The sequence below is a fragment of the Lachnospira pectinoschiza genome (assembly GCF_020564355.1).
Taxonomy (GTDB): Bacteria; Bacillota; Clostridia; order Lachnospirales; family Lachnospiraceae; genus Lachnospira; species Lachnospira intestinalis.
Genome location: NZ_JAJCRR010000004.1, coordinates 332,571 through 347,267 on the forward strand (window position 1 = coordinate 332,571; position 14,697 = coordinate 347,267).

General features: G+C 34.8%; 13 protein-coding genes. 11 read left to right on the forward strand and 2 right to left on the reverse strand.

What is annotated here, in order from left to right:
• The first annotated feature begins 204 nt into the window (after positions 1 to 204).
• Together LI288_RS10385 and LI288_RS10390 are read left to right on the forward strand one after the other, a co-directional pair.
• A complete protein-coding gene (locus LI288_RS10385; protein WP_227090337.1) occupies positions 205 to 1,599 on the forward strand; it encodes a hypothetical protein in 1,395 nt (464 codons plus the stop codon).
• 736 nt (positions 1,600 to 2,335) lie between these two features.
• Entirely contained in the window at positions 2,336 to 3,523 is a 1,188-nt protein-coding gene (locus LI288_RS10390) for a hypothetical protein (protein WP_440311446.1), read from the forward strand.
• Between the two features lie 510 nt (positions 3,524 to 4,033).
• On the opposite strand, the gene LI288_RS10395 is transcribed toward LI288_RS10390, so the two are convergent.
• Positions 4,034 to 5,236 (reverse strand): ParB/RepB/Spo0J family partition protein, encoded by a 1,203-nt coding sequence (locus tag LI288_RS10395; protein ID WP_022432623.1) that lies wholly within the window; start codon positions 5,234 to 5,236, stop codon positions 4,034 to 4,036.
• 2 nt (positions 5,237 to 5,238) lie between these two features.
• Positions 5,239 to 6,075 (reverse strand): ParA family protein, encoded by an 837-nt coding sequence (locus LI288_RS10400; RefSeq protein WP_227090339.1) that lies wholly within the window; start codon positions 6,073 to 6,075, stop codon positions 5,239 to 5,241.
• A gap of 1,200 nt (positions 6,076 to 7,275) precedes the next feature.
• Between LI288_RS10400 and LI288_RS10405 the strand changes: the two genes are divergently transcribed.
• From LI288_RS10405 to LI288_RS10445, 9 genes are all read left to right on the forward strand, one after another.
• Entirely contained in the window at positions 7,276 to 8,130 is an 855-nt protein-coding gene (locus LI288_RS10405) for a carbon-nitrogen hydrolase family protein (RefSeq protein WP_227090340.1), read from the forward strand.
• A gap of 303 nt (positions 8,131 to 8,433) precedes the next feature.
• Positions 8,434 to 9,159 carry a LytR/AlgR family response regulator transcription factor gene (locus LI288_RS10410; protein WP_227090341.1) on the forward strand — a complete coding sequence of 242 codons (726 nt, stop codon included), beginning with the start codon at positions 8,434 to 8,436 and terminating at the stop codon, positions 9,157 to 9,159.
• Between the two features lie 15 nt (positions 9,160 to 9,174).
• Positions 9,175 to 10,485 (forward strand): ATP-binding protein, encoded by a 1,311-nt coding sequence (locus LI288_RS10415; RefSeq protein ID WP_227090342.1) that lies wholly within the window; start codon positions 9,175 to 9,177, stop codon positions 10,483 to 10,485.
• 173 nt (positions 10,486 to 10,658) lie between these two features.
• On the forward strand, positions 10,659 to 11,141 hold the full coding sequence (locus tag LI288_RS10420; RefSeq protein ID WP_227090343.1) for a hypothetical protein: 483 nt from the start codon (positions 10,659 to 10,661) through the stop codon (positions 11,139 to 11,141).
• Between the two features lie 13 nt (positions 11,142 to 11,154).
• A complete protein-coding gene (locus tag LI288_RS10425) occupies positions 11,155 to 11,958 on the forward strand; it encodes a hypothetical protein (protein WP_227090344.1) in 804 nt (267 codons plus the stop codon).
• A gap of 22 nt (positions 11,959 to 11,980) precedes the next feature.
• Positions 11,981 to 12,787, forward strand: coding sequence for a hypothetical protein (locus tag LI288_RS10430; RefSeq protein ID WP_227090345.1), 807 nt, complete (start codon positions 11,981 to 11,983; stop codon positions 12,785 to 12,787).
• The gene (locus tag LI288_RS10435) at positions 12,777 to 13,286 is read left to right on the forward strand and encodes a hypothetical protein (protein ID WP_227090346.1); all 510 of its coding nucleotides are present in this window, start codon (positions 12,777 to 12,779) and stop codon (positions 13,284 to 13,286) included. Before LI288_RS10430 ends, LI288_RS10435 begins: the two co-directional genes overlap by 11 nt.
• On the forward strand, positions 13,283 to 13,855 hold the full coding sequence (locus tag LI288_RS10440) for a hypothetical protein (RefSeq protein WP_227090347.1): 573 nt from the start codon (positions 13,283 to 13,285) through the stop codon (positions 13,853 to 13,855). The genes LI288_RS10435 and LI288_RS10440 overlap by 4 nt, the downstream gene beginning before the upstream one ends.
• Before the next feature lie 2 nt (positions 13,856 to 13,857).
• On the forward strand, positions 13,858 to 14,685 hold the full coding sequence (locus tag LI288_RS10445; RefSeq protein ID WP_227090348.1) for a hypothetical protein: 828 nt from the start codon (positions 13,858 to 13,860) through the stop codon (positions 14,683 to 14,685).
• Positions 14,686 to 14,697: the final 12 nt, after the last annotated feature.

The following is a 14,697-nucleotide window of genomic DNA, read 5'->3' on the forward strand; positions in this document are numbered from 1 at the left end:
AATCATTTTACTATAATTGACCACATATGTCTATATGTTTACAAAACAACTCCCCTCTCCACCTATCAACAAATCCACATACCTATAATTAAGAAAGGCTTCCAAAACGGCACTCTCCCATTTGCATTTTTTCCTCATTTTATTTATAATGTTTATTAATTATGGACACATATTGAACTTCAACAGAATGGAGATTTTATTTTTATGGAACAATACTCAAGACGTTTTATCGAAGAATTGGAAAAACATATCGATCCTACTATCATCGAATTTTTTGAAAAGAAAAGAAATTTATTAAAATTTCCATGTAACAGCATGACGGAATTAATAGATGAAACCTTAATGAACTATCTGGAAGGTAAAACCAGTCGTGAAGATTTAATTCCTGTTATCAACAAAATTAAAAAATCGCGTTTGCAAAAAAGAGCCCGCTGGTACAAATCCTATATTACGGACATTGAAACCATGACACTTGACGATCCGAAGCACCCGGTCGCTTCCGTCATCAATATGGCACGCTCTCTCCCAATTGACCAATATGTTAATATTTTCGGGGACAAAGAACTGGATGAAATTATTGAAGAATACAAAGAACGTGCGACTGTCTGGAAAAATGATGCCAACAGCCTGCTGATTTCGTTTCCTGGAATTGCTTCTTTTACGAACAATTCTATCTACAACTCATTAAAAAATGATTTAATGATTAATGCATGGAAATATATCGAAACCGATTTAGCCGGAAATATTGATTCTTACCTCAGAATGTTTCCGGAGGAGCTATTGGAAAAACCGCTTTTTAGTCCTTCCTCATTTACCCTGATGATGGAAACTGCATCCAATAATCTCTTAAAAGAAATTATCACGGATGACAACGGTGAGGAATTACTTGAAGTAACTGTAAATAACGGAAAACTCACTCCGCCAAAATCAATGGACAGTAACGATTTAAAACTGGTAAATGCCTTTATTTCCAATATTAATATGCAGGAATTTTCAAAAGAGAAATCCGTGGTTGTCGATTTGAATACTCTCGGCAAGGAAGTGGTTGATTACCATGTCGGAAAAAATGTACTGAATAAAATTTCCAATTCCTGCCGCAAGCTGGTTGAGTATAACTTCTCTTACGAAGAAGAAGGCAGTAAAATGTATTTCAACTTATTTGATAATATTACAATTAAGGAAGATGCCGAACGCCCTTATGCAATTGCCCAGTTCGGTGAAATTTTAAGTAATGCCATTATTCAGAAAAAACTGATTTCCATTACTTCCGCTTCTTATGATATTTTAACAAATAACCTGTCCCGGATTATCTGCTATGCCATGAAACGCGAACAGATTGCAAACCAGGAAACAAAAATGAATGAATACAGCTATACTTATTTCCAAAAAATTGTCCGTTTTAAATTAAAGAACAAAAAGAAAAATATGCAGCTGATTCAGGAAAGTCTTCAGGAATTTGTAGAAAATCAGATTGCTATCAAACACTTTGAATTAAGAAACGGTATCTTCATTATTCAATTTCTGCCCCTCTCTGATGCCGAAATTGAAGACTTGAATTTTGACCGGACAAAGCTCATTCAATCCAATCGTGAATTATAATGTCTACATTTTTTATTTTAGCAGCCTCCTACCGTGAGGCTGCTTCTTTTTATATTCCGGAAATGCTTTTATATTTTTCATGCTGTTTTACGCATTTTTATTATTTTTGTCGTTTTTTTCATTAAATAACACCTTTTAATATGCATAAACCCTCACAAAAACTGAGTATTCACTATTCCTTTACTTTGCTTATTTCCATTATTTTTTCAATCGTCATCAAAAATGTAGATAATTTTAGAGTAAAACACAAAAAGAACTTTTTCCGGCATTTTCAAAATGTAGTGATTTTTAGAGTAAAATTTAAAAATGTAGTCATTTTTAGAGTAAATCGTAATACAAGCATACAGAAAATCCCCTTTTTTTAGCATTAAAACAATAAAAAATAACTTATTGATATTGTTTTTCTACATTTTTATTGGGCTGTTTTTACTTTGGTTGTCTACATTTTTGGCTTAAACAAGCCTTTTGTGCATTTTGCACATAAAAAATTTATTACAAAATTGGGAATGTAGATAAATTTAGAGTAAAATCTCAAAAATTTTAAATTTCTCTTCTACAAAAAAAATCTTAAGAAATTATGTAGACAAATTTAGAGTAATCTAACTTACTTTTTCAAAAAATGTAGACAAAAAAATCAAAAAAAATTTGATTTCATGTAAAATGTGGATAAAAAACTAGTAAAACACTTCATTTGATTTTATCTGGGTTTTCCTGTTAAATATCATGTGGAAAGGTGGTGAAAATTTTGGATAACTTTGCAAATATCGGTAAAGCAGTTCTGATTCAGTCTATTGGTCTGCAAAAAAATTATATTGAAGTCAAAGAATCAGAGACATCTATTATCGACTATAATAATGCGGCCTGCACAGATTGTAAATACAAGGCTTTTATTCAGGCTTTTGCGCCGGATTCCGAAGCATATTTATCTGCTTGTGAAACCTGCAGGAATTGTCCACATAAAATTTTCACCCAGAAGACCGAGTATAAAAAGATTTATCATAATGAAACCAACCGTTTCGGATATAAACCGCGCTTAAAAACCAATGCTATTAAGCTTCTGCTTTTACTGCATTTTTATCATCCGGACCGTTTTGGCATCATCAAAAATATTGATATCCGGGAATTGGCAGAACATCTGCATTGTGATATCAAAACGGTTAAGAATAATCTGGAAATTTTAAACCGTTATGCCTATGTTACATATGCCAGAACGGATTCCTATATTATAACACTTTGTTTAAATGACTACACCAGCTACTATCTTCCTGCCCGCCAGGGAGGCCGTGGCTTTATTGTGCTGTCTAAAAAACTATTATCACAGATTCTTGAGATTGATACACTGGTTACATTACGGATTTATCTGCGCCAGTTAATATCCATTGATAATCTGAATGCAAAGGGCGGCCCTTTTACTGCCATTTCCAATACGTATAAGGATTTGAAACGCTTTCTGCCGGAGTACTGTAAACCGAATATCATCCGTAAGGCTGTACAGACCTCGAATGATATTTTTACAATTACGCTCAATACGAACGGTATCCGTTTTGAAATTAAAGATGAATATAATGCGAAAAAGCAAAAAGAAAGCTGCTATCAATATTACATTCATCAGCTCCATCAGTTTGTAATGGATTTTAATAAAACTGTAACTTCTGTTAATGTAAATAATTCAATACCTGCCCGTTACGCAGAATACTTTAATGACCGGCAGACTGTTGATTATTACCGCCTCATTCATTTTAAAGATTATGAAGTTGAGGATTTAGCAATGCTGTCATTACAATATTCCTTTGATACTGTAATATATGCTCTTTCCTCTATTTATAAAACTTATATTTTAAAAGATCATGAAATAAAAAACCTCGGTGGTCTTGTCCGCACTGCGATTATGGCTCAATTAAAAACATCTTATCAGGCTGCTTAAATATATAAACAGCCTTTTTGTTGTACTCATTTTTCCGATAATTTTCTGATAATATACTTTTTCTCTTTGACTATTTTTCTTTTCTGAATGAAATATCCCTTTTATTATATGTATTCTTCATATTCTACATTTTTTATATTGTTTTGTTTATCCACATTCGGAAAGTTTTCACCTTTTATGTGAAATTTTTCTCTTGTTATACACAAGAATTCACCTTTTATATGAAAAGATTAGACTTTTTCTATTCTTTTTTCGTCTTATCTTTGCAGATTTCACCATCGATTTTGAAAAAAATAAACTGTTTAAAATACGTGAAGACAGCTCTATTACTGCTCTCTCCTGTTTTATATTTATCAATATCTGTTTTTTTAATCTGTTATATATTATTATATATAATTATATATATTTAAACACAGGGAACTTCATACGGATATTTAGATATAGATATATGATTAAGCAGATTATACCCATGTAATATTTAAAGTATAACCTGCTTAATAGTTATTCATTTTAATCCAGACTGTCAATAAAATCGTTAAAACGGTTTCGTAAGATTTCTACACGGACTTTTAAATTTGCATCTCCTTTAATAACCGCTTTATTTGCTTTTAAGGTATCAAAATTATTTTCAAATAAATTAAGTGCCTGCTCTGCTTTTGCAAGTGAAGTAATTTTTTTAAGTTCGTTATCTGTAATAGATATCTTGCGTTCTTCTTTTTCTTTTTGCTGCTGACGAATTTTTTCAATGTTTGTTTCTAATTTTGCCCGTTCTTTTTCGGCTTTATTTTTGGCTTCCGTAATATATCGGAGTTCTTCTTCTAAGTCCTCCCTTGATTTGGCTGCCGTAGATGGTGCTGTTTCAAGTTTTGTAATCTTTTCTTCCAGTACTTTTAATGTGGAATCTTTTTCCTGAATCTGCTGCATTGCCTGTTCCAGTTCTGTTTTATATTTTTTGGCTTCTGCGGCACGTTCTTCAGATATCTTTTTGATGGACTGATATTCCGCATTATCAATGCTGCCATTTTTTTGAACCAGTTCCAGAATCTGATATTGTGCATCCTCATCCAGACGTCCGAATTTATCAGCCTGATTTAAGTCAATATTATTTTTGTTTAATAAATCACTTAATTCAGGAATCAGCTTTTCAGCAGTTGTGTATTTTCTTGCCTGACGTTCGGAAATGTTTAACTGTTTTGCAATTTCTGCATTAATATTTTTGATTTCCCCGGTCAGTTTTTTGGCTTCATAAAGTTCTTTTAACCGTGATACCTCCCAACGTTTTACTTCCATGGAAGTTTCGCGGACATCATGGTTGGCAGAAATCAGCATAATTTCTTCGTCAATATCGTCAATGTTGGCTTTTTCAATCTTACATGGAATCCCCATCGGGAATAAGGTGTTGTAGTCTTTGTCATTCATCATGCAGATTGCGCGGTAACGGCGTTCACCGGAGATTAACCGGTATTTATCCTGATCGGCATCGTATAAAACGGAAAGATTGTGGCGTAAACCGTTTACCAGAATGCTTTCCATAAGGGATTCAATTCCATCCTGCGTGTATTTTTCATTTTTTGGATTGGATTGTATTTTTTCCTTTGCAATATATTGGAAATTATATTGTGCCTTTGCCTGTATTTCTTTAATTTTTGCACCGCCGGCATTGTCAAGAACACCGGTTTTGGTAACACCGGCACTGAAAGATTTTTTAGCCATGTTTATCTCTCTCCTTTCAGATATTTTGCGAGTTCACGATAGTGCTTATTGTCCATCAGACCGAGGTAATTTACCAGTTCAATATAATCCTGCGCGGCTGTACAGCGTTTATCGTACGTTAAAAGCGGTTCAAATGTTGTATTGGATTCGCTGACTGCAATGCAGTTCCTGATTGAAACAGGAAGGAATTTTTCACCAAACATATTTTCATAACTTTCAAACATTTGTTTGTATAATGTTGTACGTCCGGCAACTCTTGTCATAAAGATTCCTGCAAATTCAATAGCTAAAGAATACTTACTGTTCAAATCTTCAATTGTATCAAACAGTGACATCAGACCGTCATACGAGAAGTTATCAACACAAATCGGAGTAACGATTTTATCACTTGCACAAATAGCACAGGTTGTCAGATAAGATTTAAACGGCGAATTATCAATTATGATATAGTCAAAATCATCTTTTATAAGACTAAGATTATGACGTAAATACAATTCTATATTGGTGCCCCCTGCTTCTTTGCTCCGGTCATAAATGGTGTATACGAGTGTTGACAGTTCTCTGGAAGCTGATAATATGGAAATGTTTTTATAGTCTGTCGCACTGATAAATTCAAGCACAGATGATTTGCGCAGCTGTTTGGTACAGAATAAATGTTCGTAGTTTATATCAAGAACTTCGTCGGTTTGTCCAAACATTTTAGTTGTATTCATCTGCGGGTCTAAATCGATTAACAGAACATTATATCCTGAAATTGCAAGAATCTGCGCAATTGTAATAGCAGATGTGGACTTACCAACACCGCCTTTTTCGTTAATAAAACTGATTACTTCTGACATAGTTTGCCTTTCTTTTTTTGTATTTTTATTATATCTGTTTGTGTGAACTGAGTTCAAAAAGGATATTGTGTTACTTGTAAAAGAGTGAACTGAGTTCAAATTATCTTTACTTTTCTTATTATACATGACTCACCTACAAAATCAAGTTTATTTACCTAAAAATAGATAAAAATGAGATAGAAACATGCTGTTTATTATCATTATATGCCCTCTAAGGCAAAAGTATGAGATATTTTGATTGCTATAATCAAAATTTGGGTATCAACGGATATTTATTTACATGAAAATGCAGGATATTAATATATTAGCGTGTAATATAAAATAAAGTATATTTTATAAATTTTTATAAAAAATGTGTAGTGTAGAGTGAACTCAGTTCAATTCTTAAAGCATAAATGAGTAAGATACGAATAAAATGAACTCAGTTCAATTTTAAAATGTAAATCAGTGAAATATAAAACGTATCAAGTTTAATTCTCTTGACGTGTAAATAAGATAAATACAAACTGAACTCAGTTCAGTCTTTTAAGTATAAATATGTATAATACAAACTGAACTCAGTTCAGTCATTTAAGTATTAATATATAAAATACAAAATGAATTCAGTTCAATCTATAAAATTATAAAATAAAAAGTGAACTGAGTTCAGAATATTTAGAAATTAATGTAAAAAATCACAACTATGTACTGATCTTTACACAGAAGATTGTATTGGCAGATTATTTAACAAGGGACGAAGTGAAGTGAAAATATGATGTGTAGCGGCATAGTATATAATGATGTATAATAAATAGATACCATAGCAGGAAACGCTATGTTTTAATATATAAATAGGACAAAGTAAAGAAAATCTGGAACTCAGTTCAAAAGAAAAAATATTAAAAAAAAATTGAACTCAGTTCATATATATACAATGGAATAAAAAAAGAAATATATAACAAATTATTACAGTATTTTAACGTTAATAAGATAAATAATGATAAAACTGCTTATAATTAAAGATTCATATTGAAATATAAGAAAAAAATGATATATTATATAATTATAGATATAAGTATTAAAATACTAAATGGAATTAATAGTAAAATTAAAACGATTGGAAAATAAAGAACGCGTGTTCAGATGTTTCACATGAAACATTTTATATTGTAAATATAATAAAACAAATAATATAGATTGCAAAAAGAAATGAGGAGTAAGATGAAGAATAATGTTATTAAAGCTGCCGGAATTCAAATTTTTTGTAATACATCTAAACAGGGAATGTTGGAAAAAGCTGAGAAATATATGGAGCAGGCAATTCAAAATTACCCGGGAATTGATTTATTTGTACTGCCGGAGCAATTTTATCAGATGGATTGCTATGAATATGAAAACGAAATATATGGGGAATATGAGCATGGTATGTTTGAAAAATGGCTGAGCCAATGTGCGAAAAAGTATCATGCAAATATTATTGGTGGCAGTTATGCAGTCAGACCGGCGAAAAAAGGAGCGGAAAATGAAAATACCCATGAAAAAGTGTATAATCGCTGTTTAGTGATGAACCGGAATGGAGAAAGGGTTGGTTTCTACGATAAAATACACCTTTTTGATGCATTTGGGGTCAAAGAATCCGACACTTTCTTATCCGGCAGCCAATTAGGACTGTTTCAACTGGATATTGGCAAAGTGGGTGTGTGGATTTGTTATGACACGAGATTTTCCGAAATTGCCCGCACATTAAGGGCAAAAGGGGCAGAAATTCTGTGTGTTCCGGCAGCTTTTTACAGTCCGAATGCAGACCAGTGGGATATTATTGTAAAGTCATCCGCAATCTGTAATGTTACGCCGGTAGTAGCGGTGAATCAGTACGGAACACTGCCCAATGGACGTTCATTGTTTGGCAGAAGCAGAATGGTAGATGCAAAGGGGCTGATTGTTGCAGGAATGTCAGATAAAGAGGGATATTTTGTCGGAGAAATTGATAAAGAGTATACACAAAAATGCCGGAAAGAAAATCCAGAGATGGAAAATAGACGTATGGATTTATATAAAACATGGTATAACGAATAAGAAATAAAAAGTGTATTTCATCACAGCGCGAATTTCTGAACGCATCTTCGCAACAAGTTGGAAAGAAATAGGGATTATGGGGGATTTTGGCGAAAATGCTTTTATTTAGAAGAATTTAATGATAAAATAATAGCAAAATGTAATGTGATGAGGTTAGTGTGAAAATATGCTTGATAGCAGATTTTCACACAGCTATTTGTTTCTGAGCGAAAACAAATAGCCCTTTATGGCAGAATAGAAATCGCCTGCGCGAATTTCTATTCGCCGTCTTCGCGATAAAATCGCTCAGAAATGGGAATTAAGATGATTAAGATTTCAGTATGTGATGACGATGAGGGACAGCTTACCTTTTTCAAACAGTGTTTTATGGAATACAATGAAAAGCATGAAGAAAAGATTGAAGCAAACTTTTATCAGAGTGTTCAAAGTCTTTTAAATGAAAAGAAATTTTCCCCGGATGTCTATTTTTTAGATATTGAATTACAGGACGGCAACGGATTAAAATTGGCGGGGCGAATCCGGACAAGAAATCCCCAGATACCGATTGTATTTATAACAAGTCATGAAGAATTTATGCCGGAGGCATTTCAGGTACACGCATACCAGTACCTGAATGAAAAGAAGAATGCACAGGCGGTAGAAAATGTTTTAAATCAGCTGGCAGACTATTTTTCGGAACAAAATCAAATATTTTCATTCCAGACTTATGGAGAAATGATTTCGCTGGATTGCAGGGATATTATCTGCTTTACATCGGAAAAACGCAAGAATATTGTGATTGCAGAAAACGGTGAATTTGAGTATTACGGAAAATTTTCAGCTATTATGGACAAACTGCCCCGGCAGAACTTTGCAGAATTAAGAAATAATTTTATTATAAATATGGCATATATTCATACGATTGATAAGGTGACGGTGTATTATGAAAATGTACACGGCATTGGATTAAACAGCGTTGATATAACAAGAAAGTATCGGAATTCTTTTGAAGAAAAATATGAGGCGTACAGAAATAGAATTTACAGGTAAGAGCAGGCAGTAAAAATGGAAGCAATAGTGGGACTGGGTATAATTGAAGCATTTTCCTATGTGCTTTTGTATTATACATTTATACATTCTTTAAACAGATACGAAAGAAAAAAGGACAAAATATTTTATATTGCCGCAAGTCTGGCAGTGGTAGTCAGACTTGCAGCAATAGTACTGGATAAAGAAAAAACAGTGGTTTGCATGGATATTTATCTGCCATGTACCATTTTGCAGACAGTACTTTTGCTGGGTATGAATGTACAAACCAGCAATGCTTTTTGCAGACTAAGTCTGGGAATGAATTATATTTTTTATGTATTTGCGGCAAGACAGGTGGCAGCTGTATTTTCGTATCAATTCGTCAAGTATTCATTGCATGACGAGCTGAATACACCCAGCAGAATGAAGATCATGACGTTGTCATTAACTTGTGTTGTAACGTGTATTTTAGAAATTATTTTAGTTTGCGCCGTATACGCTTTGATGAAAAAGAAAAAAATACAGTATGCCAGCACAACTATTTTTGGAGCAGAAGTGATGGTTTACTGTGCAGCATATATTTTCAGGCAGCAACAGCGCAGAATGGATATGAGTGCAGTGACAGCCGGTTTTATCTGGATTATAATTATTATCATAAGTCTGCTGTTCTTTGGATTTCAGTGCCAGTATAGCAGATTACAGGAATTATATGCGGAAAAACAGCAAATACAGCAGGAACTGGAAAATACAGAATATTTTTATGAAAAAATACAGCAGGGACAGGATACAATCCGAAATATCCGGCATGATATGAAAAACCGCCTGTCCGGCATATTGGCGGCAATGCAGAACGAGGGAGAAAATAGACAGCAAATTGAAGCAGAACTCCAGACCGCACTGGGCATGATTAGCAGCGTAAAAGAGGAGCGGTATTGTAATAATAATTATATCAATTCGATTTTAAGCTATAAACTGCAAAATATTGCATCGGATCAGATAGATGTATCTGTGAGAATGTTATATCCTGAAAGATTAAATATTGATTACGGGGATATGGGGGTGTTACTGGGAAATCTCATTGATAATGCCGTAGAAGCCTGTGAATATGTCAAAACAGAAAAACCGTATATCCACATTAAAGGATATGAAAATGCCCTGAAATGGTATCTTGAAATTGAGAACAGCAAAAGTCCGCATCAGCCGCTTAAAAATTCAATCAATCACGGAAGGGGAATACGGAATGTAGAACAGGTTTTGCAAAAATATCATGCAGAATTACGTATAAAAAAGAGTGAAACAAAATATAAGACAGAGGTTGTTTTTATGATTGGAATGCCACGCGAATGATGTTCGCGCGGCATTTTTTGTCATCCGTTACATGAAAACGGTCATCCGTTACATCGGCAGGGAAAAAGTATTTACAAAAAAATACAGCATGGTATTATCGGATTATAGGCGGGAAACAGATGTGGACTGCCTGTAAAATAAAGCAGCGGATAAACCCGCAGGAGGAGGAAAGCATGAGAAATGCAAAAGTTAAAAAGTCCAATAAGATATTGGCAGCGATTACAGCAGCGATGCTGGCAGTCACAATCGGGGGAACGGGGGTAACAGCGTTTGCCAACAATAACAGTGATACTTATGAGTGTTTTTCATTCTCAGGGGAAAATACTTCACGTTCTGATTTTAGGCATAAGGACGATATCAGTTCATGCTGGTGTAACTGCTATAATTCAAGTAACAGTGATGCAGGATTTTATATTGAGGTGTATGGAACGTCGGAATATAATAATACCTCCGGCAGTTACTGCGGACACAAGTCATATTATTTTTCAGAAGACACTACCTGGTATATGTGGAATGTAGTATATGAAACGTATGGGGATTGTGATTATACGGCGGCATATCTGATTGCATCACCACAAGGCTCTATTTATGATGATTTTGACTGCTGGTGGAGTCCGGATAATGGGTCAGGTATTACATGGGACGAAGAACGATAGGAGAGGAAAATTTATGAAAAAGCGAAGTATAGGAATACTTCTGCTTAGTCTGACAGTCTGCACCTGCATTAGCGGGTGCAGCAGCCAGAGTATTGCAGATGTCAATGAAAAATCTATACAGGCAGAAGAAGAAACAGAAACAAAGGACGAAAAAAAGGATGTTGTAATAAAAAAAGCAGAGGATTCAACAAGAAAATTATTTAGAGAAACGGCAACGCCGTTATCGAAGGGAAACCGGTTATTGTCAAGGAATGAAACGGCGACATATCGAGGAATAGAAATTTCAGTCGTAGATGTATTAGTGGCGGACAGTAAAGAGGAAGCAGGACTTACCGAGGAAGAACTGGCATATTTTTCAGGTCAAAACGGGGGAAAAGATATTGATACAACGAAAAAAAACGAAAATTGGGAATATACATGGCCGTTTGTCAGAATCCGCTTAAAAAATACAACAAATGAAGAACAGGATATTAATGCAGGGCAGCTGGAATTGTACAATGTCTATGACGAGGGAGAATACAAAACGGTGCAAAAAGTATCCGGTGGGTATTCAAAAGTTTATAATGCAGATTATGTTGGAACAGATCATGGAAATTTTGCCTCTTTACAGCCGGGAGAAGAAAGAATCGTAACAGTAGTATATCTGGGAATGAGAAAGTATCAATCAAAAGGATATTCTTCTAGTGAAGGTGTTTTGTTTACAGATATCCCAACATTGGAAAATGTATACATGAAAACATATGCAATAGGAAATATTCAGGAGGAAGAACCGCTGATTTGTCTGAATATAAAGGACGGAAAAGTGGTAAATGAGTAGTAAAAAGAGGAGAGCGGATTATATGAAAAAGCGAAGTATAGGAATACTTCTGCTTAGTCTGACAGTCTGCACCTGCATTAGCGGGTGCAGCAGCCAGAGTATTGCAGATGTGAATGAAAAATCTATACAGGCAGAAGAAGAAACAGAAACGGAATATGCAAAAAAAGATGTTGTAATTAAAGAACCGGAAGAAAAAACACATTTATCGTTAAGAGAACAGGCAGCACCGTTATCAAAGGGAAATCGGTTATTGTCAAGGAATGAAACGGCGACATACCGTGGAATAGAAGTATCAGTGGTAGATGTGCTGTTAGCCGACAGTAAAGAGGAAGCAGGGCTTACCGAGGAAGAACTGGCATATTTTTCAGGTCAAAATGGGGGAGAAGATATTGATACAGTAAAGAAAAACGAAGACTGGGAGTATATATGGCCGTTTGTCAGAATCCGTTTAAAAAATACAACAAATGAAGAACAGGATATTAACGCGGGTCAGTTGGAATTGTACAATGTTTATGATGATGATGAATATGGAACAATTACAAAAGTATCAGAGGGATATTCAAAAGTTTACAATGCAGATTATGTTGGAACAAAGCATGGAAATTTTGCCTCGTTACAGCCGGAAGAAGAAAGAATTGTAACAGTAGCATATCTGGGACTGACAAAGTATCAATCAAAAGGATATTCTTCTAGTGAAGGTGTTTTATTTACAGATACTCCAACATTAGAAAATGTGTATATTAAAACATATGCAGTAGGGAATGTTCAAGAGGAAGAACCACTGATTTGTCTGAATATAAAGAACGGAAAAGTGGTAGATGAGCAGTAAAAGAGATAGGAGAATTAACATGAAGAAAAAAGTAGGAAAAGTAAATCAAATTGCAGCAGGTTTTGCAGCAGTGTTATTAGGGCTTATTGTAGCCGGCACAGGAACGAAAGTATTTGCTAATAACAATTCAGATACATACGAGTATTTTTCATTTTCAGGAGACAATACTGTTCATTCGGATTTTAGAAGAAAAGATGATACAACGTCCTCTTGGTGTAAATGTTTTAATGCCAGCAGTGACGAATCAGAATTTTATGTCACAGTATATGGAACAAGTGAACATAACAACACATCGGGCAGTTATTGTGGACGTAGGGCATATGTATTTGGAAAAAATAAAGAATGGTATATGTGGAATACGGTTTATGAAACATATGGAGATGACGCATATACAGCGGCATATTTAGCTGCATCGCCAAAGGGATTTGTTCAAGATGATTTTGAATGTTGGTGGAGTCCCGATAATGGTTCCGGTATATATGGAGATGAGGAGCGATGAAAAAATTTTGCAAAAACAAGAAAAAACACCTCATCTTCATCGGTCTGGCATTTGTCTTCCTGCTTGGAATTTTCAGATATATCGATTTGAATTCCCGTTTTCCCAAAGCACCAACCCAGGCATACGGACTGGGAGAGTGGATGCCGACAGGGAAAGCGGAAATATGTGCTGTTGAAGCAAAGATATTAAAAGGGGAGGAAATGGAGAAATATTATGAAGAAGAGTTCGGCGGGGAAAAAATAATCGGAATGAGTTATAAAGAGAGAGAAATCTTTATGAAGCTTAAAATAAGAAATGTAGGAGATGATACATTAAGGGTCAGCAGGCTGGTTCATCAAGTGCATTTTGAAGCGTATCCTGCCGGCTGTGCCAACGGAATAGATGAATACTATTTTCCGGTAGAACAGATTGAACCGCAGGAGGAAGCTGAAGGTGTGATTTCCATAGCGTTATCAAGAGGGGATGTAGACGATAAGGAGTATGACACATTTATAAAAAACAATACAATTCGTCTTGTGAAATCGGCATATCCGGTCATCAAAATGATTGAATTTAAGATAGGGGAATAAACGTGAAGAAACTAATTAAAATGGAATTTAAAAGAGTATTTCATTCCAAAATGTTTTATTTAAGTCTTGGAATTGGATTACTTATTACGACACTGCAATGGATAGAAGTGGGGCTTCCAATGGCGGTAAATATTGTTGACGGATATATTCCTTCGGAGGTAAGTACGCCGTACAGTGCATTTGAAAGTTTTTTCGGACTGGCAGGTCCACCGTTGGTCTATCGGCAGATTTATTATACGATTGCCCCGATTCTGGCGGTTATGGCACATGCGGTAACACTCTGTGGGGATAAAGCTTCAGGGTATGTTAAAAATCTGTATATCAGAAGTAAAAGACAGGATTATTACACAGCAAAGTATATTGTAAGCGGTATTGCAGGCGGAATTGCCGTAACCGCGCCGATTGCTGCGAACTTTTTATGGAATCTTATGATGCTCCCGGCGATAGAACCAATGGCTTCAATGGCAATCTATCCTTATGGAATCGGATTATGGTCAGATGTTTTGTATACGAATCCGTATTTATTTATTTTGTTATACATACTGCTGATTTTTTTCTATCAGTTTATATTTGTGAATGTAGCATTGATTTTGTCAAGACGGGTGACAAACAGATTTTTGGTTGTGATACTTCCGTTTTTATTAAATTATTTTTTTCACATGCTGGTAGTCAATATACGAAAGTATCGTCTGAGTCCGATTGTGATATTTGATATGACGAATATCCGGTCATTGGAATTTCGGGAGGTATTTGCCGAGGGGGTATTATTAGTGGCAGTTACCAGTCTGCTGTATTTCTGGCAGGTAAAAAAAGATGAGGCATTATCGTAAGAGTCATTGAAT